Source organism: Pseudomonas sp. P4_B4 (genome assembly GCF_056402255.1).
Genome location: NZ_JBFUHS010000006.1, coordinates 150,306 through 164,662 on the forward strand (window position 1 = coordinate 150,306; position 14,357 = coordinate 164,662).

The 14,357-nt window shown below is 61.7% G+C and carries 12 protein-coding genes and 1 tRNA gene; 4 read left to right on the forward strand and 9 right to left on the reverse strand.

What is annotated here, in order from left to right; all coding sequences use genetic code 11:
* The first annotated feature begins 3 nt into the window (after positions 1 to 3).
* The 4 genes from fdhE to AC1DVE_RS09455 all read left to right on the forward strand — a co-directional run bounded on the left by fdhE (position 4) and on the right by AC1DVE_RS09455 (position 4,431).
* A complete protein-coding gene (gene fdhE / locus AC1DVE_RS09440; RefSeq protein WP_223532404.1) occupies positions 4 to 930 on the forward strand; it encodes a formate dehydrogenase accessory protein FdhE in 927 nt (308 codons plus the stop codon).
* 51 nt (positions 931 to 981) lie between these two features.
* A complete protein-coding gene (gene selA / locus AC1DVE_RS09445) occupies positions 982 to 2,412 on the forward strand; it encodes an L-seryl-tRNA(Sec) selenium transferase (protein ID WP_223453837.1) in 1,431 nt (476 codons plus the stop codon).
* Positions 2,409 to 4,316 carry a selenocysteine-specific translation elongation factor gene (gene selB / locus AC1DVE_RS09450; protein ID WP_223532483.1) on the forward strand — a complete coding sequence of 636 codons (1,908 nt, stop codon included), beginning with the start codon at positions 2,409 to 2,411 and terminating at the stop codon, positions 4,314 to 4,316. Before selA ends, selB begins: the two co-directional genes overlap by 4 nt.
* A 19-nt stretch (positions 4,317 to 4,335) precedes the next feature.
* Positions 4,336 to 4,431, forward strand: a tRNA-Sec gene (locus AC1DVE_RS09455).
* A 120-nt stretch (positions 4,432 to 4,551) separates the two neighbouring features.
* Here the strand turns inward: AC1DVE_RS09455 and AC1DVE_RS09460 are convergent.
* The 9 genes from AC1DVE_RS09460 to AC1DVE_RS09500 form a co-directional block, all read right to left on the reverse strand.
* The gene (locus AC1DVE_RS09460; RefSeq protein ID WP_046043337.1) at positions 4,552 to 4,797 is read right to left on the reverse strand and encodes a type II toxin-antitoxin system ParD family antitoxin; all 246 of its coding nucleotides are present in this window, start codon (positions 4,795 to 4,797) and stop codon (positions 4,552 to 4,554) included.
* A 170-nt stretch (positions 4,798 to 4,967) separates the two neighbouring features.
* Positions 4,968 to 6,290, reverse strand: a complete 1,323-nt coding sequence (locus AC1DVE_RS09465) for an OprD family porin (protein WP_477783898.1) — start codon at positions 6,288 to 6,290, stop codon at positions 4,968 to 4,970.
* A 178-nt stretch (positions 6,291 to 6,468) separates the two neighbouring features.
* Positions 6,469 to 7,122, reverse strand: a complete 654-nt coding sequence (locus AC1DVE_RS09470) for a hydrolase (RefSeq protein WP_046043338.1) — start codon at positions 7,120 to 7,122, stop codon at positions 6,469 to 6,471.
* A 304-nt stretch (positions 7,123 to 7,426) separates the two neighbouring features.
* Positions 7,427 to 8,917 carry a DUF1254 domain-containing protein gene (locus AC1DVE_RS09475; protein ID WP_223453832.1) on the reverse strand — a complete coding sequence of 497 codons (1,491 nt, stop codon included), beginning with the start codon at positions 8,915 to 8,917 and terminating at the stop codon, positions 7,427 to 7,429.
* Positions 8,918 to 8,930: 13 nt separating this feature from the next.
* Entirely contained in the window at positions 8,931 to 10,406 is a 1,476-nt protein-coding gene (locus AC1DVE_RS09480; RefSeq protein ID WP_223532408.1) for a DUF1254 domain-containing protein, read from the reverse strand.
* Between the two features lie 190 nt (positions 10,407 to 10,596).
* Positions 10,597 to 11,664: an alpha/beta fold hydrolase gene (locus tag AC1DVE_RS09485; protein WP_223453829.1), complete on the reverse strand. Its 1,068-nt coding sequence runs from the start codon at positions 11,662 to 11,664 to the stop codon at positions 10,597 to 10,599.
* A gap of 163 nt (positions 11,665 to 11,827) precedes the next feature.
* A complete protein-coding gene (locus AC1DVE_RS09490; RefSeq protein WP_223453827.1) occupies positions 11,828 to 13,189 on the reverse strand; it encodes an ATP-binding protein in 1,362 nt (453 codons plus the stop codon).
* Entirely contained in the window at positions 13,165 to 13,830 is a 666-nt protein-coding gene (locus tag AC1DVE_RS09495; protein ID WP_223453825.1) for a response regulator transcription factor, read from the reverse strand. Before AC1DVE_RS09495 ends, AC1DVE_RS09490 begins: the two co-directional genes overlap by 25 nt.
* A gap of 84 nt (positions 13,831 to 13,914) precedes the next feature.
* On the reverse strand, positions 13,915 to 14,349 hold the full coding sequence (locus AC1DVE_RS09500; RefSeq protein ID WP_223453823.1) for a hypothetical protein: 435 nt from the start codon (positions 14,347 to 14,349) through the stop codon (positions 13,915 to 13,917).
* Positions 14,350 to 14,357 lie beyond the last annotated feature (8 nt).

The window sequence follows — 14,357 nt, forward strand, 5'->3', positions numbered from 1 at the left end:
CATTTGCCAACCATCCTGGAACCTGGAGAAATCGAAGCGGCGGCCAGTTCGCCGCCGTTTCTGTATATGCCACCGCATAACCTGTTCAGCCTGCGCGCCCAGCGCCTGGAAACCCTGGCCGAAGGGCACCCGCTGGCCGACTACCTACGCCTGATCGCCGGGTTGTGCCGGGTGCAGCAACAGGTGCTGGACGACCCGCCGCAAAGTGAACCCATCGACCGACAACGCATCGAATTGTGCCAGCAACACGGCTTGCCGCCGTTCGCGGCCGACAGCCTGGCGCGCGAAGACGATTGGCAGCTTTACCTCGATGCCTTGTTGCAGCGCTATAGCGCACCGCCGCAATCTGCCGTGGCCGATGCCGTGGAAACCTTGCGCCTGGCCGATGCCGGGCAACGTCGTAGCTGGGCAGTGGCGCTGGTCAGCGGCCAGTATTCGCTGGTGCCGGCCGCGCTGGTGCCGTTCCTCGGCGCGGCGCTGCAAACAGCCTGGAGCCACTGGCTGTTGAGTACGCCGAACCTGGCACTGACCGCCGGCGACAGCCTCAGCCAGTGCCCGGCCTGTGGCTCGCCGGCCATGGCCGGGGTCATCCGCCATCGCGGCAAGCACAACGGCTTGCGTTACCTGGTCTGTTCGCTGTGCGCCTGCGAGTGGCATGTGGTGCGGGTCAAGTGCGTGTATTGCGAGCAGAGCAAGGGCCTGGAATACCTCAGCCTTGAAGATGATCGGCATGCCGCCAACCAGGCGCCGTTGCGCGCCGAAATCTGCCCCGGTTGCAACAGCTATCTGAAGTTGCTCTATCTGGAGAACGATGCGGACGCCGAGGCGTTGTCGGCCGACCTGACCAGCCTGATGCTCGACATGCGCCTGGCCCAGGACGGTTATCAGCGTCTGGCACCCAATCTGTTGCTGGCGCCGGGAGACGAGTAACCGCAGCGTCTACACTCTGGCGCGAGGGTCATTCGTTTTCAGGAGCGCCAGATGTCTGCACGCAGTGCCAGCCAACCCCTGCGTCTACCTTCGATCGACAGTTTGTTGCGTCACCCGGCGTGCCGGCCGTTGGCCGAGCGCTATGGACGCGACGCCTTGCTGGGCGCCTTGCGGCGATTGCTGGATGAACTGCGCGAAGGGGGGCGACAGGGTTTGCTCGAAGCTGTTGAAGTCAGCCCTGAGGTACTGGCGGGCAGGGTCGGCGAGCGATTGGCTATTCAGCATCGCAGCCAGGTGCGTCGGGTGTTCAACCTCACCGGTACGGTCTTGCACACCAACCTCGGCCGGGCGCTGTTGCCCGAGGAAGCGATCGAGGCGGTGCAAATGGCCGCGCGCTATCCGCTCAACCTCGAATTCGACCTGCGCAGCGGCAAGCGCGGAGATCGCGACGACCTGATCGAAGGCTTGATTCGCGAACTGACCGGCGCCGAAGCGGTGACCGTGGTCAACAACAATGCCGCCGCGGTGCTCTTGACCCTCAACAGCCTGGGCGCACGCAAGGAAGGGATTATTTCCCGGGGCGAACTGATTGAAATCGGCGGCGCCTTCCGCATCCCCGACATCATGGCCCGCGCGGGGGTGAAGCTGGTTGAGGTCGGCACCACCAACCGCACCCATGCCCGCGACTACGAGACAGCCATCGGCCCGCGCAGTGGTTTGATCATGCGCGTGCATGCGAGCAACTACAGCATTCAAGGCTTCACCACGAGCGTGCCGACCGCCGAACTGGCGCAACTGGCCCACCAGCACGGTTTGCCGCTGCTCGAAGACCTCGGCAGCGGCAGCCTGCTGGATTTGACCCGCTGGGGTTTGCCGGCGGAACCGACTGTGCGTCAGGCGCTGCTGGATGGCGCGGACATCGTCACCTTCAGTGGCGACAAACTGCTCGGCGGACCACAGGCCGGGTTGATTGTCGGCTGCAAGGAATTGATCGCCAGGATCAAGAAAAACCCGCTCAAGCGTGCACTGCGGGTCGACAAAATGACCCTGGCTGCCCTGGAAGCGGTGTTGGCTTTGTACCGCAATCCGGACCGACTGGCCGAGCGCTTGCCCAGCCTGCGCCTGTTGACCCGGCCACAGGCCGATATCCTCGCCCAGGCCGAGCGATTGCGGCCAGCGCTGGCCCAAGTATTGGGTGATGGCTGGAGCGTCAGTGCAATGCCGGCACTGGGCATGATCGGTAGCGGCAGCCAACCGGTGGCGAGGCTGGCCAGCGCCGCGCTGTGTTTGCGCCCGCTGACGTCCAAGCGCTTGCGCGGGCGATCCCTGTTGACGCTGGAAGAGGCCTTTCGCGCCTTGCCGATTGCAGTCCTTGGGCGCATCGACGATGACGCCCTGTGGCTGGATCTGCGGCAACTGGACGACGAGCCGGCATGGCTGGCGCAACTCGATCAATTACAGGTGGAGGGCCGGGCAGGGTGATTGTCGGCACCGCAGGGCACATCGACCATGGCAAAACGGCGCTGCTCCAGGCGTTGACCGGTCAGGCGGGTGACCGACGCCGCGAAGAGCGTGAGCGCGGCATGACCATCGACCTCGGCTACCTGTATGCCGCGCTGGAGCTGGGAGCGGGCCTGACCGGTTTCATCGATGTTCCCGGGCATGAGCGCTTCACCCACAACATGCTCGCCGGGGCACAGGGCATCGATCTGGTGTTGCTGGTGGTGGCCGCCGATGACGGGGTGATGCCGCAGACCCGCGAGCACCTGGCGATTGTCCAGTTGCTGGGTATCCCCCGGGCATTGGTGGCGATCAGCAAGTGCGACCGGGTCGACAGCGCCCGAGTACAGGACGTGCGCGAGCAGATCCGTACCTTGCTGGCGCCCGGACCCTATGCCGATGCACCGCTGATTGCGCTGTCGAGCGTGAGCGGTGAGGGCATCGAAACCTTGCGCCAACAATTGCTGCAAGCCCAGCGTGAAGTTCAGCAACGCAGCACCGAAGGTGGTTTTCGCCTGGCGATCGACCGGGCCTTCAGCGTGGCCGGGGCCGGCATCGTGGTGACCGGCACGGCGCTGTCCGGCCAGGTCGCAGTGGGTGATACCCTGCTGTTGGGACCACAAGGCAAACCGGTGCGCATTCGTGGCCTACACGCGCAAAACCAGGCCGCCGACCACGCCATTGCCGGCCAGCGCGTAGCGTTGAACCTGAGTGCCGAACGGCTGGCCCTGGAACACATCCATCGCGGCCACTGGTTACTCGCCGAAGGCCTATATGCGCCCACCCAGCGCCTGGACATCGACATGCAACTGCTGGCCGACGAACCCCGGGCCTTCGAGCACTTTCAACCGGTGCACGTGCACCTCGGCACCCAGGACGTTACCGGGCGCGTCGCCTTGCTGGAAGGCACCAGCCTGGCGCCCGGTGGACGGATGTTTGCGCAACTGTTGCTCAATACACCGGTACATGCGGTGAAGGGCGATCCGCTGATCCTGCGTGACCAGAGTGCCCAACGTACGCTGGGTGGCGGTCGGGTGCTCGATCCGTTTGCACCCACCCGGCAACGCCGCAGCCCCGAACGGTTGGCGCAGCTGGAAGCGCTGGCAAACAGCGCAACGCTGGAAGATGTGCTACCGGCATTGCTGGCCCATAGCGACAGCGGGCTCGATCCGCAGCGCCTGGAGCGGCAGTTCAACCGACCGCGCAGCAGTTGGGTGTTGCCCGCAGACGTGCGCCTGATCGATACCCGTCAAGGCCCATTGCTGTTTAGTGCCAGTCGTTGGGAAGCCCTGAAGGCAGCAGTGCTGGAGCACCTCGCACGCTTTCATCAGCAAGAACCGGATCAGATGGGGCCGGATCGGGATCGCCTGCGCCGATTTGCCGGCAGCACTCTGGAGCGCCCGACGTTTATCAGCCTGCTCGATGAACTGCTGGCCAGTGGCGCTATCGTCAGCAGCGGACCGTGGTTGCACCTGCCCGAACATCAGGTGCGCTTGAGTGAAGAGGACGAAGCCTTGTGGCAACGCTTGCAGCCGTTGTTCGAACAAGCCGGATTCGATCCGCCCTGGGTGCGCGACCTGGGGCATGATGAGGCAACCGTCCGCGCATTGCTGCTCAAAATGGCCCGGCTGGGGCTGCTCCATCAAGTGGTGCGCGATCTGTTTTACACCGACAGCATGATCCACCGATTGGCGGCTATGCTGTTGCAACTGGCAGACGCCAATCCGGTGATTCAGGTGGCGGCGTTTCGTGATGCGGTGGGCCTGGGGCGCAAGCGCAGCATTCAGATACTGGAGTACTTTGACCGTATCGGTCTGACCCGGCGTTTTGGAGATCGTCGGCAGATACGCCTGGACAGTGCGTTGGCCCAGCGCAATGAGCTCTGATTCACGGGCAAGAATTCAAGGAAGGCAATCGCGCCCGGTGGCGCGGCCGGGCTTCAAACCCGGTTGGGGACGGCATCCGTTCCCGGGCAGGTTCGACTCCGGCTGCCTTCCGCCAATCAACCCCAAACCTTCCGACTCAACCCAATCCCCTGTGTGCGAGCCTGCGCGCGATGGCAGTTGCTCGAAGCAACACATTGCCTCAAGGTCACCCTCTGCGGCAGGCGTTAGACGATATTCAGCCATGCGCGGTTAACATTCTCTGTTTGAATGCAGCTGGATCGAATGGGCGAGGTTTTCCGCTGGATTCACCTTCCCGAAGGGCGGCACGGATCGTTTCGAGTTCAGCGCTGCGCTCCTGTTCGCGACGGATCAGATCGCGAATATATTCGCTGTCGTTGGTGTAATGGCCCGCTTCTATCTGCGCTTTGATCCAGTTGTCTTGCTGGTCAGTCACAGTGATGGTTTTTCGTACGGTTCCCATGATTGGGCCTCCACGGAGATGGTCGACTGCGTGCAAACTATCATACTATTGGTGCGGTATCGAGCGGTCGGGCCTCTATTGCGATCCATCCAATCCGAACAGAAATTGCAGCTTTGCGGCAAGCCCGCTCCAACAATTGAATGCATTCCAAACATTGCCGAATGCTTTCCTCAGAACCCCAGCGGGTACTGAATCACTACATATATCCGGTCTATGTCATCACCCGCCTGCGCCTCATTGGCCCGGTGTGAAACGTGCGACACCTGCACCGACAGGTCCTTCGCCGCACCCGTTTGGACGATGTACTTCAAATCAATGTCTCGCTCCCAGTGTTTGCCCCCATCACCTTGTTGCGGCGCGAAGGTGCCGGTTGCCGGGTCGAACGGGTTGTAGGCCCCGCCTTGTGGCGCATGGGTGCCGTCGATCTGGTCGCCGGTGACGTAGCGGGTCATGAACTTCAGGCCGGGTATCCCGAGTGCAGTCAGGTCCAGGTCGTAACGAACCTGCCAGGAGCGTTCGTGGGCGCCGTTGAAGTCGGCGTACTTGATCGAGTTGGCCAGGTAGATTGAATCGCCACCGACGAAATCGAACGGCGTATCACCGTCGACTTTCTGGTACGCCAGGGTAAAGCTGTGAGCGCCGAGCGTGTATCTACCGGACAGGCTGTACGCCGTGTTGTCGATGGCGCCGGCCAGTGTCTGGCCGGTGTCCCGGGTGTGATAGAGGTTGGCGTCGAGGAACACCTCGGACTGCTTGAAGTGCAGGTTGCTGTAGTACTGATGCCAGGTATCGGTGAGTTCCGAAGCGTACAGGGCGCCACCAACCGGGCTTTGGGTAAACAGATCGGCGCCGACAAACGAAATGCCACCGGCTTCGGTGTTGGCGCCATAGCCGAAAAAGTTGCCTTTGCCTGAAGCACTGTCCTGATTCTTGAATGCCGTGAAGTGGCCGGCTTGCAGGTTCATCCCGTCGATTTCGCGACTGTTGAGCAGAAAACCGGTGGCATACTCCGGTTGCAGGCGTTTGTCCGCGGTGTCGAACACCGGGGATTCGACCTCCATTTCGCCAAACGCCAGGGTGGTTTTTGAAGCCTTGAGCTTGATCGCGCCGCCACCGCTGGAGTAGTCGCGTTCGCTGCGGCCGTCACTGCCCACGGGCAACAGACCGGTTCCGGAATGGCCCTTGCCGCCATCGAGTTTCAATCCCACAAAGGCATGGGCATCAAGGCCGAAACCGACGGTACCCGGCGTGAAACCGGATTCAAAAGCGCTGATAAAACCTTGAGCCCATTCGGCCTTGTAGCTCTTGCCGGTCGGCGATGGGGATCGATAGTCGCTGTTCAGATAAAAGTTTCGGTTGAGCACGCCAAGCGTCGCGCCGTCCAGAAAGCCCTGCGCCGATTCATCCGCCACCGCGGTTCCGGCCGTGCTGGCGAGCAGCACCGATAACCAGAACGGGAATCCGGCCCTGAGTACTTGCGAGTCACACTTCATCAATCGTTCACCACAGGCACAGCGACTGCGGATGATGATTCACTGTAGGAGCGAGCTTGCTCGCGATGGTCGTTAACGATAACGCGTGTTGACTGGCAAAACGCGGCGCTCTTGAGACCATCGCGAGCAAGCTCGCTCCTACAGGGTTCGCCCGCAGTCGTTAGTTTTTCCGAGAGCCTTAATGGCCTTCGGACGCGCCAAACATTGTCTTGGCGTAGATCAGGCCCAGACCGTAGGCACCACCGTTGGCAATCGAGGTTTTCACCGTTTCGTCGTAGGTCTCACTGCGGGCCCAGTCGCGTTGCAGTTCCAGCAGGTATTGCAGCGAGGTCATCGGCCGGGCACCGATCTGGATCATGCGCTGCATGGCCATTTCATGGGCTTCGGTGCTGACGTCGCCGCAGGCGTCGGCAATCACATACACCTCGAACCCCTGGTCAATGGCCGACAATGCCGGGCCGACGATGCAAACAGAGGTCCACAGACCGGCGAGGACAATCTTCTGCTTGCCGATGGCGTTGACTTCCACGGCAATGCGCTCGTCTTCCCAGGTGTTCATGCTGGTGCGGTCGATCACGTTGTGTTCCGGGAACACCGCCTTGATTTCGTCGAAGATCGGCCCGGAAAAGCTCTTCTCGGCGACGGTGGTGAGAATGGTCGAGACCTTGAAGCCCCGCGCTGCCTTGGCCACCAGTGCGGCGTTGTTGCGCAGGGTGACGGCGTCGATCGACTTGGTCGCGAAGGACATCTGCGACTGGTGGTCGATCATGATCAGGGTGTGGTCGGTCGGGGTCAGCAGGGTTTTGCCGGGTACTGCCTTTGCAATGGCCATGACACTGTCCTTACGGGTGTGATTGAGGACGTGATGGTTACGTAGATCGGGTCGGGAATATTGAATCGGTGTGCCGTCTTTGATGACACCGAGGCGGGGCGGGAAGCCAACCGTCGTGTCGATATTCGTCTGGTACCGGAAAAGGGCGCCTGTCTGTCGTCGACCTGAAGTGTGTCAGGCTCTTTGATATCGACTGTACCGAAGCCATCACGAGCAGGCTCGCTCCCATAGGGATTTGTGTTTTCCATGCCGCCAATACGAAATGAGCGCCACTTGGGCGCTCATTTGTTCACGGCATTACGGGTTACTGCTTGTGCAAATCGCTGGGTTTCCAGGCCTTGTCGAAAAACGCCTTGGTCGGGCCGTACAGGCGCAGGATCACGAAGAAGCCTTTGCCCGGCAGGGTGCGAATCCAGTTCTTGCCTTCACCCGGCGAGTCCGGCCCGAAGTGCACGTCAATCGAACCGTCGGCATTCACCCGCGGTTTGTCCATGGCGTTCAACGACGGGAACGGCTGGCCGTTGTCCACACCCGAGGCGGTGATCGAGTCGTACACGGTCACCGACCAGAACAACGCCGCCGGAATACCCTTGGGCAGGTTCAGCGTGTAGGCATTGCTGCCTGAGAGGAACTCGCCCTTGGCGTCGACGAAGGTGGCGGGGTACTTGGCGCCGACGTTCTCCATGTTCACCGCCATGCCGGGGCTGGCCGAGTAGGCATTGGTGAAGAAACCGGTGCGCGGGTCGATGTAGTTGAAGGTGTCGGCGGTGAACGTGGCGTTGCCCGGGAAGACGTTCAGCCACTTGCGGTCCGGATACCAGGTGCCATTGACGACGATGGTTTGCGGGGTGTAGGAAGTGGCGTGGCCCATTTTGCTTGCAGTCTTCGCGGCCTTGTCGAGCAGGTCGCGAGTCGCCGCGTCCGGCTGGAACGGCTTGCCCTTGATGATGCCCAGGGCGGCGAGCATGCCGCGCATTTCCATGTCTTGCGGGTCGACATACTCATGGTCGATAAACCGCGAAAGCATGTCGAACGCGCTGCCATCGGTGGGGTAGAGCATGTTGACCGGGGTTTTCGAGGCGTTGGGGAACTCGATCTTCTTCGCCGTGGCTTCTTTGCCCAGCGGATAGATGCGCGTCTGCTCCATGAGCTTGACTGGTGCGTCGAGCTGTTTCGGGTCCTTGAAGAAACCGCGCCAGAACACAAACACGTTGTAGGTGCGCGAACGGTAGGTCAGGTAGCCCGGCGGCACGTCACCCTTGTAATCCGGTGGCAGCACCAGGTACTTGGCGCCCTTGCCTTTGTCCGGGCCGGGCAGGCCGACATCGCCGCACCATTGGCGACCCTCGATCTGGCCTTCGGAGCAGATCGGGCGCTGGAAGAAGTCGTCGAGAATGCCCTGCATTCCCGGCGGCACTTCGATCACCATCGGGCCATCCTGTTTCAGGTCGAGGTAGCCCATGGCATAGATCACGTCGGAGTTCGGCGTGGTCACCAGGGTCTTGGCATTGAGCCGGTCTTTCCAGATCGGCAGCACGTTGTAGCCGGCGCCGAAGGTTTTTTCCGAGCCTTCCTTCATGGCGTACATGTTCAGTGCCGGCAGTGCCCAGATGTAGGACTGCACGGCGCGCTGGAACAACAGCTCGTTCTTGAGCTGAGCCACGCCTTCGAGGGTTGGATAACCGCCGGCGAAGGGCAGATCCGCCAGTTGTTCATAGTGCGTGGCCGCCTGGGCGCCAAGGCTGACCGAAACGGCCAACGCCAGTGCGGTCAGCGTTTTGCTTGCCGCGTTCATCGTCGAAGTCCTTTCAATTGGTTTTCACCACCGCCGGTGGAGTCCAGTCGCCGTCGAGGGCATCGGCTTGCGGCCAGTAGGCGCGGATGTACAGCGAGAATTCGGCGCCTTTAGGCGAGGGCAGCCAGTTGCTTTCCTTGTCCTTGCCCGGTGATTCGCTTTGCACGTAAATAGTCAGCGAGCCGTCAGGGTTGCTTTGCAGGGACTTGTTCTTGGTGCCGATGGAGTAACGCTTGAGCTCGTTCGGCGAGAAGAAGTGCTGTTCGTTGTACAGCGTCAGCGACCAGAATCCCTTGACCGGCGGCAGCTTGCCTTTGGCGAACGTCACGCTGTAGCCGTACTGGCCGTTGAGGCGCAGGCCGTTCTCATCCAGGTCCTGGTAGAAGTACTTGGTCTCTTTCTGCTGATTGACGAATATGTTCGAGCGCGCCACGGCGGTACGGGTGAAATAGTCGGTGCCGAACGCTGCACCGTTGCTCACCGTGCTCCAGTGATCCGGCAATTGCAGGCCATAGTTACGGAACTGCAACAGCGGGTCGATCACTTCGCTGTCGGCCTTTTTCGCCTCGTCGATCATCGCGGCGCGCAGTTGCGGGTCGGCCTTGGCGATGGCCGCGAGGGCGGCCATTTGCGCGTAGAGGGCCTCTTCGCCCGGCAATGGCTTGGCGTCCTTGAGCAGGGCCGGCAGTTCGTCGAAGAACTTCTCCGGTACCACCCATTTGGTTTCGGCGTTGCCTTCAGAAGCCTGTGCCGGGAATTTCGGCAGCCTGGCCCAGTTGCGCTTCTTCATCTTGCCGTCGTATTGCGACAGTGGGTACATGTCGATGCCCGACAATGCCGGCTGCACGGCCTGGCGGTCGGCGGCGGTGTCGTCCTGGAACACCCGGGGGATCACGAACCCGGTGTTCGTGCGCGAGCGGTACACCCGTTTAATGCCGGGCGGCACCTTGCCGTTCCAGTCCGGGCCGACCAACAGGTAGAAACCTGGCTGGGTGTTATACATTTTGCCCAGCTCTGCGAAGCTGTCGGAACGCAGGTCGACCACCTGATACACCCAGAAACGGCCGTCGAAGTCCGGCACTTGCAGCACCACCGGCTCAAGGTCCAGGGCGATGCTGCCGGCGCCGTACACCACGTCCTGGTTCGGGCAGGCCACCAGCCGCTCGGCCGGGTCGATGTAGTCGCTGAGCATCGACAGCCGATTGATCGGCGCCACGGGTACGATGCCGCCCATCAAGCCGGGCTCGGGCAGGTCCTTGAAGGTCTGGCGACGATTGAAGATGTTGGCCATCGGCCAACCCCAGAAATACGCCTCGCGCGCCATCATGCGCACATAGGGTTCGGTCACTTTGGTTCCGGTGACAGGCCCCGCGACGGGTGCGACTTTGGCTGCTTCGGCAGCGTAGCCCGGCGTGCTCAGTGCGGTTGCCGTGAGTGTGCTGATGAGCGTCAGTGCGAAGAGGGCGTGGCGCTGGGGTGAACAGTTCATAAAGCGTCCTTACTTGTTGGCAGTCGCCTGATGCAGGCGAGTCGCTGACAAGATAGCTCATCTTTGCCGGCGTTTGGCTCGGCGTAAGGACTGGTGTGCATCGACTTCACAAAAAACGGCTGGTTAGCTGAAACGAGCCGTTTTTTTCGAGGCATTGCTTCTGGATACGTACGCGGATGTCAGATCGGGCTTAAAGGTGATCCGCGTCTATCACCGCTTTGGCAAACGCCCGCGGATCTTCCTGCGGCAGGTTATGGCCGATGCCGCCGGTGATCAGCCGGAACTCGTATTTGCCGGTGAAACGCTTGGCATAGTCTTCAGGCGCCGGGTGCGGTGCGCCGTTGGCATCGCCTTCAAGGGTGATGGTCGGTACGCTGATGGACGGCGCAGTGGCCAGTTTGTGTTCCAGCGCTTCGTATCGGCTTTCACCCTGGACCAGGCCCAGGCGCCAGCGGTAATTGAACACGGTGATGTCGACATGGTCCGGGTTGTCCAGCGCCTTGGCACTGCGGTCGAAGGTGGCGTCATCGAACGCCCATTTCGGCGAAGCCAGTTGCCAGATCAGCTTGGCGAAGTCGTGGGTGTTTCTCTCGTAACCAGCGCGACCACGGTCAGTGGCGAAGTAGAACTGATACCACCACTGCAATTCCGCCTTGGGGGGCAGCGGGTTCTTGCCGGCCGCCTGGTTGCCGATCAGATAACCGCTGACCGAGACCAGCGCTTTGACCCGCTCCGGCCACAGCGCCGAGACAATGTCGGCCGACCGCGCACCCCAGTCATAGCCACCGAGCACCGCTTGTTTGATCTTCAGGGCATCCATGAAGTCGATGACATCACTGGCCAGCGCAGCCGGCTGGCCGTTGCGCTCGGTTTCTACGGACAGGAAACGCGTATCGCCATAGCCGCGCGCATAGGGCATCAGCACCCGATAGCCCTTGGCGGCCAACAACGGCGCGACCTCGTCATAACTGTGAATGTCGTACGGCCAGCCGTGCAGCAGGATCACCACCGGCCCGTTGGTCGGGCCAGTTTCGGCGTACGCCACGTTCAGCAGTCCGGCGTTGACATGCTTGAGCGGGCCGAAGGGCAAGGGCGCCGCCTGCGTGGTAGCGGCAGGGGTCGCCGCTGGCTGCGTGGTGGCGGCCGTTTGCGCGTGGGCCGCGCCGAGCACGCCGAACAGAGTAAGCGCGAGGATCGAAGGGCCGACCAGGTGGCGGCGAGTCTTGCCGGTTTTGCTGTAGTGCAGTGCCTTCTTCATGGGATGTCTCCATTACCAGCCATGGGTCAGGGGTCCGGTCTGTGCCCCTTCAAACCTTGCTTGCATTGAAACGCGGCAACGTATCTGGCCTGTGTCCAATCGCCGGCCGGACGAAAGTCAGTGTATCGAGATCTCGCTTTGACACACTGTGATACATAGACATTTAGCCTGAGCTTCTTTTCAACTCGATCGAGACACATAAGCCGCTCTTGTTCGTCTCATCCGAGAAACCTAGGCGCACGCGAGCGCCCGTACGCTCGGCGATGGCGTTGACGATGGACAAGCCCAACCCGGAGCCCGCTTCCTCTGTTCCCACGCTGCGATAGAACGGGTCGAACACGCGCATTTGTTCATCGGCGGTGATGCCAGGGCCGGAATCCTTGACCTGAAGGATCACGGTGTCTTGCGCCAGCTCCACCGACAGGTCGACACGTCCGCCACAAGGGGTGTAGCGGATCGCGTTGTCCGCCAGATTCTTGATCAGGATCAGCAGGTCCATTTCGTTGATGACGACCTGCACGTCTTCGGTACTTTCAACGCCGATGTCGATGTTCTTGCGTTCAGCCAGGGGCAACAGGTCCTCCAGTACCCGTCGATACACCTCATGCACCCAAACCGTGGTCTGCGGCCGCTCGGCGTTCGATTGCGCGGCGGCCAGGGCCAGCAACTGATCGATCAGCTTTCTGCTGCGCTCTATGCCGCGGGACAGCGGCAGCAGACGCTCGACGGCTTGCGTCGGCATATGTGTGGCTTTCAGCCGCTCGGCTTGCAGCGACAGGGCGGTCATGGGCGAACGCAGTTCGTGGGCGGCGTCGGCGATGAAGCGACGCTGGGTTTCCATAGACTGCGCAACCCGCGCCAGCAAGCGATTGATGGCCACGACGAAAGGGCGGATCTCGGTTGGCAGATGGTGTTCGTCGATCGGGTGCAGGGCCTGTTTGTCCCGTCGATCAATTTCGTCGGAAAGGGTCGCGATGGGGCGAAACAGTTTGCGCACCAGATCGCCCACCACCAGCAACAGCACCGGAAACAGAATGAGAAACGGCAACAGGCTGTGCCAGGCGCTCTCGCGTGCCTCTTTGTCGCGAACACCGGTCTCCTGGGCGACGACGATGCGCTCGCCCCGGGCGGTGGTCCGGACCAGCGCGCGAAAGTCTTCGCCGGCGATACTCAAGGTCGACCAGCCATCGGCCAGCGTCGTGGGGAAGGGCAGTGGCAGGACGCTGTCGTCGTTGTTGTTGCCGACGGCTTTGCTGCTGTCAGCCAGGTATTGCACGATGACCCTGGATTCTTCGTCGTCGCCGGCGATTTTTTCGGCGGCGGGGTAGTGCAGTGTCATCTGTTGCCGATCGAACAGGACCGCCACATGACGCAGGGTTTCGTCCTGCATTTCGTGGGCCTCGTCGAGGGCCGAGACGAACGCAAATATCCCGGCCAGCACCGCCACGATCAGGATGGCCAGCGACAGCGCGACCGACAGCCGTACCTGCACCGAGTCGCTCAAGCGCTTTTTGAAACCATCCATCCCATACCCCTGACGTTCTTGATGACCTGGCTGCCCAGCTTGCGTCGCAGCGAATGAATCAGAAACTCCACGGCATTGCTTTCCACTTCATTGCCCCAGCCGTAGAGGCGGTCTTCGAGTTCGCTGCGCGAGAGGATCGCCCCCGGGCGGATCAACAGGGCCTGTAACAGGGCGAACTCGCGGCTGGACAGTTGCACGTCGGGGTTTTCCGCCGTGCTGGCCTGTTTCGACAGCAGGTCCAGCGCCACCACGCCGTTGTCCAGCAATGACTGGGCGTTCCCGCCGTTACGGCGCAGCACGGCGCGCATGCGGGCCAGCAGTTCGGCCATGTCGAAGGGTTTGAGCAAGTAGTCGTCGGCGCCACCGTCGAGGCCGCGCAGGCGATCGTCGAGGCTGTCCCGTGCGGTGATGATCAGCAGAGGCACCGGGTTGTTGCGGGCGCGAATGTTGTCGAGGACATCGAGCCCGTCCTTGCCTGGCAGCCCGAGGTCCAGCAGCACCAGGTCGTAGGGCTGGGTCTGCAGCGCCGAGAGTGCGGTAAGGCCGTTTTTCACCCAATCGGTCGCGTAGCTCGCATCACTCAGTGCGCCCTGGATGGCGTCCCCGATCATCGGGTCATCTTCGACCAGCAATATGCGCATGTCCCGCTCCGAAAAAAAGGCGCGGCGGTCATGACCGTCGCGCCTGTATTGAAGCACCTGTACCGGCGTTTGTCCGCCCGGTTATTACGCGCCTTTCATCGAATCGAAGGCCTTCATCAGCTCGTCCATGCGGGCCTTGCAGTCGTTCTGTTGCGGATTGCTGGCGCGCAACGCGTCGAGCGCGCGGTCAATGGCCTTGTCCACTACATGCCAGTCGCTGGCTGCGCGAGGCTTGATGCCGGCTTCGGCCGAGTCCCAGGCGCTCTCCAGGTCCTTGATGCGGGCTTTAGCACCCGGCAGGTCGTTTTTATCGACGACCGTGGCAACGTCGGCGGCGATGGTGCGGAACTCGGACAGGTCACCCAGTTTTGAACCGGATTGGGTTTGTGCACTCATCGCACCGGAGGGCCCGCCCGCAGCGGGCTTGTCGGCGGGTTTCGAGCAGCCGGCGGCGATGCTGAGCAGCAAGATCGACGAGACAATGGCGACGTGACGAATGATGTTTTGAAAAGGGCGCATGACGATTC

Excerpts from the sequence above, each read along its gene's own strand:
- selA (WP_223453837.1), top strand. The coding sequence starts at position 982 with ATGTCTGCACGCAGTGCCAGCCAACCCCTGCGTCTACCTTCGATCGAC.
- AC1DVE_RS09460 (WP_046043337.1), bottom strand. The coding sequence starts at position 4,797 with ATGGGAACCGTACGAAAAACCATCACTGTGACTGACCAGCAAGACAAC.
- AC1DVE_RS09465 (WP_477783898.1), bottom strand. The coding sequence starts at position 6,290 with ATGAAGTGTGACTCGCAAGTACTCAGGGCCGGATTCCCGTTCTGGTTA.
- AC1DVE_RS09470 (WP_046043338.1), bottom strand. The coding sequence starts at position 7,122 with ATGGCCATTGCAAAGGCAGTACCCGGCAAAACCCTGCTGACCCCGACC.
- AC1DVE_RS09475 (WP_223453832.1), bottom strand. The coding sequence starts at position 8,917 with ATGAACGCGGCAAGCAAAACGCTGACCGCACTGGCGTTGGCCGTTTCG.
- AC1DVE_RS09480 (WP_223532408.1), bottom strand. The coding sequence starts at position 10,406 with ATGAACTGTTCACCCCAGCGCCACGCCCTCTTCGCACTGACGCTCATC.
- AC1DVE_RS09485 (WP_223453829.1), bottom strand. The coding sequence starts at position 11,664 with ATGAAGAAGGCACTGCACTACAGCAAAACCGGCAAGACTCGCCGCCAC.
- AC1DVE_RS09490 (WP_223453827.1), bottom strand. The coding sequence starts at position 13,189 with ATGGATGGTTTCAAAAAGCGCTTGAGCGACTCGGTGCAGGTACGGCTG.
- AC1DVE_RS09495 (WP_223453825.1), bottom strand. The coding sequence starts at position 13,830 with ATGCGCATATTGCTGGTCGAAGATGACCCGATGATCGGGGACGCCATC.
- AC1DVE_RS09500 (WP_223453823.1), bottom strand. The coding sequence starts at position 14,349 with ATGCGCCCTTTTCAAAACATCATTCGTCACGTCGCCATTGTCTCGTCG.